Origin of the sequence: Stenotrophomonas sp. NPDC047960 (assembly GCF_043204395.1) — a bacterium.
Classification (GTDB): domain Bacteria; phylum Pseudomonadota; class Gammaproteobacteria; order Xanthomonadales; family Xanthomonadaceae; genus Stenotrophomonas.
Window position 1 is genome coordinate 190,957 of the sequence record NZ_JBIDBX010000006.1, and the last position, 12,310, is coordinate 203,266.

The 12,310-nt window shown below is 68.1% G+C and carries 9 protein-coding genes; 3 read left to right on the top strand and 6 right to left on the bottom strand.

Annotated features, from left to right (window positions below; genetic code table 11):
- Window positions 1–2 precede the first annotated feature (2 nt).
- Both ACGFZ3_RS14475 and ACGFZ3_RS14480 read left to right on the top strand, forming a co-directional pair.
- Window positions 3–704: a ComF family protein gene (locus ACGFZ3_RS14475; RefSeq protein WP_392922488.1), complete on the top strand. Its 702-nt coding sequence runs from the start codon at window positions 3–5 to the stop codon at window positions 702–704.
- A 156-nt stretch (window positions 705–860) separates the two neighbouring features.
- Window positions 861–1,346 (top strand): hypothetical protein, encoded by a 486-nt coding sequence (locus tag ACGFZ3_RS14480; protein WP_392922491.1) that lies wholly within the window; start codon window positions 861–863, stop codon window positions 1,344–1,346.
- Between the two features lie 6 nt (window positions 1,347–1,352).
- On the opposite strand, the gene ACGFZ3_RS14485 is transcribed toward ACGFZ3_RS14480, so the two are convergent.
- The 6 genes from ACGFZ3_RS14485 to ACGFZ3_RS14510 are packed head-to-tail and all read right to left on the bottom strand — an operon-like array spanning window position 1,353 to window position 8,592.
- A complete protein-coding gene (locus ACGFZ3_RS14485; protein ID WP_392922494.1) occupies window positions 1,353–3,161 on the bottom strand; it encodes an MFS transporter in 1,809 nt (602 codons plus the stop codon).
- Window positions 3,162–3,211: 50 nt separating this feature from the next.
- The gene (gene nagA / locus ACGFZ3_RS14490) at window positions 3,212–4,327 is read right to left on the bottom strand and encodes an N-acetylglucosamine-6-phosphate deacetylase (protein ID WP_392922497.1); all 1,116 of its coding nucleotides are present in this window, start codon (window positions 4,325–4,327) and stop codon (window positions 3,212–3,214) included.
- Window positions 4,324–5,100 carry a DeoR family transcriptional regulator gene (locus ACGFZ3_RS14495; RefSeq protein ID WP_068854349.1) on the bottom strand — a complete coding sequence of 259 codons (777 nt, stop codon included), beginning with the start codon at window positions 5,098–5,100 and terminating at the stop codon, window positions 4,324–4,326. Before ACGFZ3_RS14495 ends, nagA begins: the two co-directional genes overlap by 4 nt.
- 33 nt (window positions 5,101–5,133) lie before the next feature.
- A complete protein-coding gene (locus ACGFZ3_RS14500; RefSeq protein WP_392922502.1) occupies window positions 5,134–6,462 on the bottom strand; it encodes a D-tagatose-bisphosphate aldolase, class II, non-catalytic subunit in 1,329 nt (442 codons plus the stop codon).
- 38 nt (window positions 6,463–6,500) lie between these two features.
- Window positions 6,501–7,442, bottom strand: coding sequence for an ROK family protein (locus ACGFZ3_RS14505; RefSeq protein WP_392922505.1), 942 nt, complete (start codon window positions 7,440–7,442; stop codon window positions 6,501–6,503).
- Window positions 7,435–8,592: an SIS domain-containing protein gene (locus ACGFZ3_RS14510; RefSeq protein ID WP_392922508.1), complete on the bottom strand. Its 1,158-nt coding sequence runs from the start codon at window positions 8,590–8,592 to the stop codon at window positions 7,435–7,437. The genes ACGFZ3_RS14505 and ACGFZ3_RS14510 overlap by 8 nt, the downstream gene beginning before the upstream one ends.
- A 370-nt stretch (window positions 8,593–8,962) precedes the next feature.
- Between ACGFZ3_RS14510 and ACGFZ3_RS14515 the strand changes: the two genes are divergently transcribed.
- Window positions 8,963–12,268 (top strand): TIM-barrel domain-containing protein, encoded by a 3,306-nt coding sequence (locus ACGFZ3_RS14515; RefSeq protein ID WP_392922908.1) that lies wholly within the window; start codon window positions 8,963–8,965, stop codon window positions 12,266–12,268.
- Window positions 12,269–12,310: the final 42 nt, after the last annotated feature.

Consider the following 12,310-nt stretch of genomic DNA (forward strand, 5'->3'; position numbering starts at 1 on the left):
ATATGGACTTTCGAAAAGTTTACGATGCGCTGGGCTGGTTGGGGCATCACTGCCTGCCGCTGCGTTGCCTGGTCTGCGCCCATCCGGGAAACGACGGTCTGGATCTGTGCGCCGCCTGCTACGCCGAGCTTCCCTGGAACGACCATGCCTGCCCGATGTGCGCGCTGCCGCTGCCGCCGGACGAACCGGCCGAGGTGTGCGGTGCCTGCCTGACCGCACCGCCGCGGCAGGTCGGGGCGGCGGCGACCTTCCTGTATGCGCCGCCGATCGACCGGCTGGTGCTGCGCTTCAAGTTCCACCAGGACCTGGCCGCCGGGCGGCTGCTCTCGCAGCTGATGCTGCACGCTGTGCCGCACTTCGCGCAGTACCCGCTGCTGCCAATGCCGCTGCATGGTCGTCGGCTGCGTGAGCGGGGTTACGACCAGGCCCGGGAACTGGCCCGCCCGCTGGCGCGGGGGCTGCAGTTGCCGCTGTGGACCGGGCTGTGCCGCAGCCGGGCGACCCTGGCCCAGTCCACGCTGGACGCCGACGCGCGTCGCCAGAACCTCAAAGGCGCCTTCGCCGTGCGGGCGAGCCCGCCGGCCCGGCTGGTCCTCGTGGATGATGTGATGACCACCGGGGCGACTCTGGACGCCGCCGTGAGGGCGCTGCGCCGGTCCGGCCTGCAGGAGGCCATGCTGTGGGTCTGCGCCCGGGCGCCGTGAACCTTGCCATGGCCTGCACAGAACGTAGGCCTGGCATCGCGGTTGGACCTCCTGCCAGGAACACCGTCATTAGCCAGGCTCCGGAACTGCGGCTGTGCAGGTTGCGCTGAACGCCCCGGTTCGGGCCACAATGCTCGAAACAACGGGAGTACCGCAATGCGCAACGGATGGCGATGGTGCCTGGCAGCAGCCAGCCTGCTGCTGGTCACGGCATGCAACCAGGACGAAAAGGCGGGGCTGACCCCTGCTGCGCAGGGCAACCCGCCGCGCACCGATGTACGCATCGAAATGCGCCCGGTCGCCGAAGACGGCAAGCCGGGCGTCGAGGTGCGCTTCGCCGACGGGGAGACTGTCAAACTCGCCAATCCGCCCGTGTTCACAACGGGCGCTATTGCCCGGGTGCACCAGGCGCTCGACGCGGAAGGCAAGGCCACCGTGTACTACGCGTTCACCGAGGCCGCCGCGCCGCGCATCCATAGCGCCACCGAGCGCCTGGTCGGACGGACGATGGTGCTCACCGTCGATGGCGAACCGATCTCCCGGGCAACCCTCAGCGGCCCCTTCGGCGAGAGCATGATGACCTCGGGCCTTGAGGCAGACGAAGCCGCCGCGCTGGTTACCCGGCTCACCGGGCGACCGTAGCGCTGTCTAGCGGAACCGCGCTTCGATCTCCTCCAGCGTCTTGCCCTTGGTTTCCGGCAGCAAAAATGCGGCCACCAGGAAGTACAGCAGCGTGCAACCTGCCCAGAAGAAGAACATGCTGGCGTAGCCGTGGTGGCCCACGGTGGGCAGGAAGATCGCGGCGATCACGGTGGACACGAACTGGTTGAGCAGAAGCGCGATGCTCATGCCGTTGGAGCGGATGCGGGTGGGCATCAGCTCCGACAGCGCCAGCCACACGCATACGCCCGGGCCGACCGCGAAGAACGCCACGAACAGCAGGATGCAGCTGGCCACCAGCCAGCCGTGGGTAGGCGAGGGCACCGGGCCGATGACCGCGCGTTCGATCACCAGCGGTGCCTGCACGGCGGCGGCCGGGTCCGGGAACGGATTGAGGTGGATGCGGCGGAAGAACGCGCCGATCACGCTGTCGGCCGAGACCGCGTCTTCGCGGCGGATCTGCAGCGTGGCATCGATGGGATTGTCGCTGCGCAGCGAACGCACGTTGCTGAAGCCGCCGTAGGCGTAGGACACCGTGAGCTGCAGCGGTTGCCCGTCGGCGTTGCCATCCAGCCGCCGCCACTGCGCGGCATCCATCGGCAGCGACAGTGACTGCCCGTACACCTGCTGCTGCAGCGCGGCCTGGACATCCAGCCGCCCATGCTCGCTGCGCACGAACAGCAGGGCCGCACCGAGCAGGGCGATGGTGATGCCGCCGGTGCCCAGCATCAGCAGGAACTTGCGGCCTTTGCGATCCACCAGCACCAGCGCGACGATGGTCATCAGCGCATTGAGCAGCTTGATCGAGACATCGGCCCAGTTGGCCACCGCGCCAGGAAGCCCGGCCTGGTTGAGGATGTTCACCGCATAGGCCAGCACCGAGTTGATGCCGGTGGCCTGGGTGAAGGCCAGCACCAGGCAGGCCAGCACGAAAGGCCACACATAGCGGCGGCTCAGCAGTGGATCGCGCTTGGCGGGCGTGCCGTCGCTGGCCGGTGCGTCGGGTGCCTGCATCCGCGACAGCGTGGCTTCCACCTCCGCAGGCGCGACCGTGCGCTGCAGGGCACTACGCGCTTTCCCGATGCGGCCGCGCCGCACCAGCCAACGGGGCGATTCGCTGATAAACAGCGCGCCGCCGGTGAACACCACCCCGGGCAGCAGGCAACTCCAGAAGATGGTGCGCCAGGCATGGTCCTTCACCGCGAACAACAGGCGCTGCTGCTCCTCGCCGGGCAGGTGGCGCACCGCGGCCGCGGCAGCATCCACGCTGTGCGCGTGGTACAGCCCGATCACCGCCGCCAGCACCAGCCCGATGGTGAGCAGCAGCTGGAACATCGCCGCGCCACGTCCGCGCCGTTCGGGACTCAATACCTCAGCGAGGTACAGCGGCACCACCACGCCGATCAGGCCACCGCTGATGCCCTGCAGCAGGCGCCCCATCAACAGCGGCCCATAGCCTTCGGACAGCGCCATCACCGGAATGCTCGCGGTGAACAGCACCCCGGCCAGCAACATCGTGCCGCGCCGGCCGATCAGGTCGGCCACCGCGCCCGCGAACAACGAGGACAGCACGCTGCCCAGCAGCACCGCCGCCACCACGAAGCCGAGCTGCTGGGTGGTGAGATGCCAGCTGGCGGTGGCCGTGGCTTCCAGGTAGGGCAGCGCGCCGGCAATGATGCCGATGTCGATGCCATAGAGCAGGCCGCCCATGCCGCCGATGAAGAGCAGATAGCGCACCGGCCAACGCGGCGCATTGGCGGAAGCGGGCACGGGCATCACGGCGGAAGCGTCGTTCATGGTGCGGTCCTGTCTACGTTGGAACGCGCCGTTACGCGGCGCGGGATCACTCAGTCAAGCGCGATGCGTTCGCCTTCCACGACCACCTGCTGCACGTGCAGGTCATGGTCGAGCACGACCAGATCCGCCCACGCGCCGGGCTGCAGGCGGCCGCGGTCATCCAGGCCCAGATAGTCGGCGGGGTAGCGTGAAACACGGTTGGATGCGTCATCCAGCGCCAGTCCCAGCGCAACCAGGTTGCGCAGGGCCTGGTCCATGGTCAGCGCGCTGCCGGCCAGCGAGCCGCTTTCCAGGCGGACGCAGCCCAGGCACTTGTGCACGCGCTGCACGCCGAGCGCGTACTCGCCATCGGGCATGCCGGTGGCAGCGGTGGCGTCGGTCACGCAATACAGGCGCGGAATCGCGCGCAGCGCGGTGCGGATCGCGCCGGGGTGAACGTGCTGAAGGTCGGGAATGAGTTCGGCGTACTCGGCATGCGCCAGCGCTGCGGTGGCGATGCCGGGCTGGTAGTGGTCCACGCCGGTCATGCCGTTGAACAGGTGGGTGAAGCCGGCGGCGCCCGCCTCGAGCGCGGCCACGCCCTCCCCGTAACTGCCGGCGCTGTGACCCAGCTGCACACGGATGCCAAGTTCGCTCAACGCGGGAATCAATGCCAGGTGCTGGCCGATCTCCGGCGCCAGGGTCAGCACCTTGATCGGCGCGATGGCGTGCAGGCGGCGCACATCCTCAAGCGTGGCTTCCACCACCAGCGGCGGCTGCGCACCCAGGCGCTCGGCGCTGATGAACGGGCCTTCCAGGTGCACGCCCAACACACGCGCCATGCCGCTGTCGCGCTGCGCAATCGCGGTGGAGAGGCCCTGCAGCGCACGCACGATGTCGTCCGCCTCGGCGGTCATGGTGGTGCCCAGCAGCGCGGTGGTGCCATGCCGCGCGTGCGCGCGCGCCACCGTCTGCGCGGTATCCCCGCCCTGCATGATGTCCACCCCGGCACCGCCATGCACGTGCAGGTCGATGAAACCGGGAAGGATCAGCGGCACCTCGTCATCGCCACGGGGGTCGGCGTGGGCGCTGTTGATCGACACGATGCGCTGGTCAAAGGCGATGTCGCCGCGCACCCACCCGAACGGGGTCAGCACGCGGCCATGCAGGGTGGAAACCGGGTTCAAGGCGGCGACTCGGCAATGATCACTTCGATGCCCAGCTTCTGCAGCCCTTCCAGGTACTCTGCATCGATGCTGGCGTCGGTGATGATGGTGTGGACCTGGTCCAGGCGGGCGATGCGGTGCAGGCTGACGTGGCCGAACTTGGAGGCGTCGGTGAGCACCACCACGCGGCGTGCGCGCTCCACCATGCGGTGGTTGAGGCGGGCCTCGGCTTCATGGTGGGTGGTGAGCCCGAACTGCAGGTCCAGCCCGTCCACGCCCAGGAACAGGGTGTCGAAGCTGTAGGTGTTGAGGCTGGCTTCGGCCTGGCTGCCCTGCAGCGACAGCGACTGCTTGCGCAGCAGGCCACCGGTGAGCAGCAGTTCCACGCCCGGTGCGTTGGCCAGCTCCCAGGCGATGTTCAGGCCGTTGGTCATCACCGTCACGTCGCGGTGTTCGCGCAGGTGGCGTGCCAGGGTCATGGTGGTCGAACCCGAATCGATGATGATGTTGTCGCCGGCCCGCACCAGCCGCGCGGCATGCGCGCCGATGCTGTCCTTCAGCGGCAGGTTCAGGGTGTCCTTTTCATGGATGTCCTGCTCCAGCGGCGGCTTGCGCACCAGGGTGGCGCCGCCGTGGGTACGCGTGGCCAGGCCCTGCGCTTCGATGTGGGTGAGGTCGGCGCGGATGGTCACTGCCGAGACGCCGAAGCGCTCCACCAGTTCGCTGACCTGCACGTTGCCGTGTTCGACCAGCAACTGCAGGATCTGTTGGCGGCGCTGCCGTGTGTTGCGCATGGGGGCGATTCCATTCGGAAGGAAAGCCGAAGCTTACCGTTCCGAAAGCTCCGTCGCAGAAAAAGCTTCGTTATCTGCGCCGAACGCATTGCGAGCGCAAGCCCGGGCGTACTCGGCCAAGCGCAGCCCCACCTTGTGCCGGATCAGCGCCAGCGGTTCGGCCGCCAGCTCACCGGCCTGCACGGCGCGCAGCTGTTCGGGCAGGTACTGGCTGAGCAGCATCAGCGGGGGGGCATGGCGGGTGAGGTTGTCGACCAGGGTGGCCAGCGCGGCCTGTACGGACGGCTCACCCCAGTAGTAGCGGCTGCGGTCACTCAGGGAATAGGCGCGCAGCAGGCGTTGCTCGTGCGCGTCGCCCTGGTAGTAGCTGGCCCAGCTGCCCGGCTTGTCGAGCATGCAGCGGTCCAGCACGTCGATGATCCGTGACGCTTCCGCAGCGGGGAGGAGCTCGCGCTCGATCATCGCCAGCGCGAACACCGCTTCGCGGAACGCGTACGTCGCCGCCGGCCCGACCTTGAGGATGGCGAAGTGGTCGCGCACCAGCGCATGCAGACCGGCTTCGGTCTGGTAATCGGTGGAATGCGCTTCGAACACGATGCGCGGCTGGGTTTCCACGAACGCGGACAGCTCGCGGGCGGCAGCCGGGTCATAGTGGTGCACGCTGCTGTGGTCGAAATCCACGCCGGGCTGCACCACCATCGCAATCACGCGTTCCCAGGCGGGCAACAGATCCGGTGTGGAGAACGCCTCGCGATGGATCGCCAGCGTGATGGCGGCGGCGGTGGGCGTGGTCACGGCCAACCCGCCTTGCAACGACGCTTCGCCGCCAGGCACCGGCACTTCGGTACCGATCACGTACACCGGTGGCGGCAGTCCGTTCTCCGCGGCGGTGCGTTCGGCGATGCGCGCAAGTTCGGCTGAGCGCGCGGCCACGATCGCATCCGGCAGCGGGGTCGGGTCATCGGCGCAGGACATGCTGCAATCGAGGTGGATCTTGTGGAAGCCGGCGGCCACATAGGCGGCAATCAGGGTGCGCGCATTGGCCATCGCGACCTCGGCCGGTCCCTTCTGCCAGGCGTTCGGGCCGAGATGGTCGCCGCCCAGGATCAGCCGCTCCGCCGGGAAGCCCTGGCTGCGCGCCAGCTGCAACACGTAATCGCGGTACTGCGGCGGGGTCATGCCGGTGTAGCCGCCGAACTGGTCGACCTGGTTGGAGGTGGCTTCGATCAGCAGCACGGTACCGTGCGCGCGCGCGACCTGCATGGCGGCCAGCAGCACCTGCTCGTTGCTGCAGCACACGCTGTACAGGCCAACGGGCCGGCCCTGGCGATGGGCGTCGATCAACGATTGGACGGCGGACATGGCAACACTCCAGGTGCAGCGGAACGGAAAGAAAGGACTCAGTGCGCGGGATGGTGCTGGCGCGCCAGCAGCGCCGCGCCGCGCGCACCGCCGGCATCGCCGAAGGCCGGCGGCAGGATCGGCGGCACGCGCACCCCGTTGAACAGGTAGGGCGCAATGGCGGCGGGCAGGTCGCGGTACAACTGCTCCAGCTTCGACAGCCCGCCCCCCAGCACGATCACGTGCGGGTCCAGCGCCAGGATCAGGCTGGCGAAGCTGTAGCCGAGCAGGTCGCGGTGGATGGCCAGTGCCTGCAGCGCGATCGGATCGCCGGCCTGCGCCTGCTCCACCACGGCGGTGGCGTCGCAGGCCAGGCCGCCATGGCGTTCATGGATCAACGCCAGGCCGCTGCCGGAGACATAGCGCTCCAGGCAGCCGCGCAGGCCACAGCCGCAGTCCAGCAGCGGGAGGTCATGGCGCAGCTGCAGGGTGGCCGGCAGGCTCCAGTGGCCCCATTCGCCGGCAATGCCGTTGTTGCCGGCCACCAGCTTGCCGTCCAGGCAATAGCCACCGCCTGCGCCGGTGCCGAGGATCACCCCGAACATGCTGGGGTAACCGGCGGCGGCGCCGTCGTGTGCTTCGGACAATGCAAAGCACTGCAGATCGTTGCCCAGTGCCAGCGGGCGCTGCAGTCGTGCTTCCAGGTCATGCCCCACCGCGCGGCCACTCAGCGCGGGCACGTTGGCGCTCAACTGGCGGCCGCTGTCGCGATCGCGCACGCCGGGCAGGCCAAGGCCTACGGCAACGGAACGCGTGCCCAGCGCGGCATCCGCGTCGTCGACCAGCTGGCCGACGGCAGCCACAAAGGCCGCGTAGTCATTCGTGGGCGTCGCCACGCGCTGGCGGTAATGCACGTTCAGCGCAGCGTCGCAGGCCACCAGTTCGATCTTGGTGCCGCCGATATCGATGCCGTACCAGGTCTGCATGCGGTGCTCAGCCATGGGCGTGGATCGTCACGCCCTGCACCACGCGGTTGACCGTGCCATCCGGGAAGGGATTATCCGGGGTCAGCCCGAGCGCGGCCGAACGCTGCAGCGCGAAGCACTGCGCCATCACCAGCCACAGCGGAGCCAGCCACGGGTCGGGCAGGGCAGGTACATCCAGCAGGAAATCGCCGTCGGCACCGTCGCCGCCGGCCGGGCCGACCGAGATCACGCGCGCGGCGATGCCGTCGCGGCGCAGCTCTTCCAGCAGGTCCTGCTCGTAGCGTCGCGCCAGCGGCTGCGCGCTGCGCAGCACCACCACCAACGTGGTGCCGTCGAGCGTGGATTTCGGCCCGTGGCGGAACCCGAGCGGGCTGTTGGCCAGCGCCAGCACCCGGCCGGCGGTGAGTTCCAGCACCTTCAGCGCTGCCTCGCGCGCCGTCGCTTCCAGTGGACCACTGCCCAGGTAGATCACACGCGAGATATCGGCGCGCGCGAGCGTTGCGACCGGGGCGTCCCATTTGCCTAGCGCCTGCGTACCGCGCTCGGCCAGGCTGCGCAGGCGCGCAATGCGCTCGGCCCATAACGCGCCATCGAACACGCTCAACGCAGCCAGCAGCATGCAGCTCAGGCTGCTGGTCATGGCGAAGGCACGGTCGCAGCTGGCCGGCGGCATCAGCAGCGACAGGGTATCGCCGCGGCCTTGGCCGCGCTGGGCCAGCGCGCCGTCGGCGTTGCAGGTGATGTCCAGGAAGCGTGCGTCGTCCACCTGCGCCCGCACCAGGTCCACCGCCGCCACGCTTTCCGGGCTGGAGCCGCTGCGCCCGAACGACACCAGCAGGGTCGGGCGGTCGCGCTGCAGGTACAGCGCCGGATGGGTGAGCAGGGTAGTGGTGTGGATGGCACGGACGTCTGCCGGCCACTGCGCATTGATCTGGTCGGCGACCATCTCGGCGATGAAGCCCGAACTGCCAGCACCGGTAAAGATGACCCGCTGCCCGGGCCGGCGCAGCGCGTCACCCAGGAACGCATCGATGCGTTCACGGGCGCCCTCCAACACGTCGGCCAATGCCAACCACAGCGCCGGTTGCTGCGCGATCTCTTCAGCGGTGTGCGCGCCACCCAGGCGCTGCCAGGTGGGCATATCGGGGAGCAGAGTGACGTCCATTCGCTATTCCTGTTGGGCGACCGCACGATCAGCGTTTTCTTTCGAAATGTCAAATATCGAAAGATTAAAATAAGATGTCTCGATCACAGTTTTCATTCGAAATGTCGGTCTCTGCCGGAATTCACGTCGCTATCCCTTCGCTGGACAAAGGAAAATTCACCCATTCAGCGGGCAGAAAGAAAGTGGTGCTTCGCATCATCTTTCGTTTTGGTAGAATTCCTAATATTTTTCCTTTTCAATTTCTTGACATCTTTCGATCGCCTGCCCCATAGTCGGCCGCACTGGTTTCGGACACCCGCCAAGCGCGGGCCTTGGGGGCGAAGTGGTTACCCGTTGTCGACGCACCGTACTGGCTACCTCTGTTCTGGCGCTGTTGGCCGCCACGCCAGCGCTGGCCGCACCAGTGGGCAACCTGAGCGCGTTACGTGCCGAGCCGGCAGCGTCGGCCACTGCCTGGACCCTGACCACCGATACCGGCATGAGCGTGCGCGTGGACCTGCTGCGCACCGACCTGCTGCGCGTACAGGCCAGCCGCACCGGCAGCCTGCAGCCGGCCGGCGACAAGGCTGCCCCCATCGTGCTGCCGCAGCCGACGGCTCCCGTGCCGTTCCAGCTGGAAGAAGATGGCGACGAAGTACGCATCCGCACCGATGCGATGGTGCTGCACATCCAGCGCCAGCCGCTGCGCCTTGCATTGGACCGGCGCGAGGCCGGCAAGGACCTGCCACTGTGGCGCGAACTGCAGCCGTTGGACCTGGACACCGCGCAGAGCGTGCAGGTGCTGAGCAGCCAGGCCGACGAACAGTTCGTCGGCGGTGGCCAGCAGAACGGGCGCTTCGCCTTCAAGGGGCGTGAGCTGGAGGTGTCGTATTCCGGCGGCTGGGAAGAGGGCGATCGCCCCAACCCGGCGCCGATGCTGCTCAGCTCCCGCGGCTGGGGCATGCTGCGCAACACCTGGAGCGATGGCAGCTACGACCTGCGCCAGGCGGACCAGGCCATCCTGCTGCACCGCGAGGATCGCTTTGATGCCTACTACTTCGTCGGCGCGGGCCTGCCCGCGCTGCTGGACCGCTACACCGCACTGACGGGGCGCGCCGCATTGCTGCCGCGCTGGGCGTTCTCGTACGGCGATGCCGACTGCTACAACGATGGCGACAACATCAAGAAGCCCGGCAGCGTGCCGGAAGGCTGGCGCGATGGCCCCACCGGCACCACCCCGGACGTGGTCGACAGCGTAGCCAGGCAGTACCGCGAGCACGACATGCCCGGCGGCTGGATCCTGCCCAACGATGGCTACGGCTGCGGCTACAAGGCCTTGCCGGAAACGGTGAAGGGCCTGGCCGGCTACGGCTTCAAGACCGGGCTGTGGACCGAAAACGGCGTGGACAAGATCGCCTGGGAAGTGGGTACCGCCGGCAGCCGCGTGCAGAAGCTGGACGTGGCCTGGACCGGCAAGGGCTACCAGTTCGCGATGGATGCCAACCAGTCCGCATTCAACGGCATCCTGCACAACTCCGATTCGCGACCGTTCCTGTGGACGGTAATGGGCTGGGCCGGTATCCAACGCTACGCGGTGGCCTGGACGGGCGACCAGAGCAGCAGCTGGGATTACATCCGCTGGCACATTCCCACTCTGGTCGGTTCCGGCCTCTCGGGCATGGCCTATGCCAGCGGCGACGTGGATGCGATCTTCGGTGGCAGTGCCGAAACCTTCACCCGCGACCTGCAGTGGAAAAGCTTCACCCCGGTACTGATGGGCATGTCCGGCTGGTCGGGGAGTGCGCGCAAGCATCCGTGGTGGTTCGACGAGCCCTACCGCAGCGTCAACCGTGACTACCTCAAGCTGAAAATGCGCATGACCCCGTACATGTACGGGCTGGCACATGACGCGGCCACTACCGGCGCGCCGATCCTGCGCGCGCTGATGTGGGATTACCCGCAGGACCCCAACGCCTGGAACGAAACCTACAAGTACCAGTTCCTGCTCGGCCGCGACCTGCTGGTGGCGCCGGTCTACCGCAGCCGGGCGGCCAGCCGGGGCTGGCGCCGCGATATCCACCTGCCGCAGGGGCGCTGGATCGATTACTGGGATGGCCGCGCGCTGCAGGTCGGTGCCGAAGGCCGGCAGCTGGACCGCCCGGTCGACCTGGCCACCATTCCCCTGTTCGTGCGCGCCGGTGCCATCGTGCCGATGTACCCGGAGATGTTGTACGACGGGCAGAAGCCGCTCGATGAGGTCACCTTCGACCTGTATCCGCAGGGCCGCTCGCAGTACACCCTGTACGAAGACGACGGCAACACCCGTCGCTACGAGAAGGGCGAATCCAGCCAGCAGCAGGTGACCATGCAGGCCCCGGCGCAGGGCAGTGGACCGGTGCAGGTGACCATCGACGGCGTGCGCGGGCAGTATCAGGGCCAGCTGGCAAAGCGCCGCTACGCGCTGCGCGTGCTCAGCCGGCAGAAGCCGGCGGCGGTCAGCCTGGAGGGTCGCGCGCTGCCGATGCTCGCTGACGCAGCGGCATGGCAGGCCGCGCCGGAAGGCTGGTACTTCGATGCCGGCGAGCGGCGCGGCACCGTGCACGTGCGTACCGTCCCCACCGACATCCGCCAGCCGCTCGACTTCCAGCTCGATATCGCGCAGGCACCGGCCGCCGCAGACGATGTCTTCCCTCCCGCACCGGTGCTGGGCCGCGCGCTGCCGGCCGACAGCCTGCTGGTGGTCAACCGTCCGGCCGAAGAGCGCGGCTACGAACTGGAGAAGGCCTTCGACGACGATCCGGCTACCTGGTTCCGCACCGTGCGCAATCAGGCCGTGCGCACCGGTGCCCACGAATGGGTGATCGGCTTCGGCGAGCGCCGCCTGATCGACGGCATCGCATTGGCCCCGCGCAACGACCAGCACTGGAAGAGCGGGCAGATCCGCGACTACGAGATCTACCTGGCCGACACCAATGGCGAATGGGGCGAGCCGATCAAGCGCGGCCGCCTGGCGCTGAAGCAGGACCTGCAGCAGATCGACTTCCCCGCCCGTGCCGGCCGCCTGCTGCGCTTCCGCGTGCTCAGCGTGCAGAACCCGGACGGCGATGGGGCCGCTGGCAGCGACCCGATGGTCACCGCTGCGCAGGGTAGCGTGGCTCGTGCGGTGGATGCTTTGCAGCCACGCGACGTGGGCCCGATCACCCTGTCCACGTTCCAGATCCTGGAAGACCAGGTGGCAGAACGTCCGGCACAGCAGCGCTATCTATCCGAACTGACCTTGCCGGCTGCGGCCACCGCACAGGTGCGTGCCGACCTCGCCTTCCAGGGCGGCCAACCCATGCGCATGAATGGCCTGCTGTTCCGCCATGGCCTTGGCGTGGGCCCGGCCAGCCGCATCGACCTGCAGCTGCAGGGCCAGTGGCGCCTGCTGCGTGCCGACCTGGGCATTGACGATGCCTGCCGCAGCGCCGGTGGCATGCAGTTCCAGGTCTGGGGCGATGACCGCCTGCTCTATGACAGCGGTCTGGTGACGGCGCCGGGCGTGGTCAAACCTGAACTGGATATCCGCGGCCTGCAGCGCTTGAGCCTGCGCACGCTGGGCGCACAAGGCACGCAGCCCGCACAGGTGTGTGGCAACTGGGCCAATGCTGCACTGATCGGACAGGAGGGCGATACCGCCACCATCGTGTCGCCGTAACCCAGGAACGTATCGAAAAAAGAATTCCCCACCGTTTCCCGA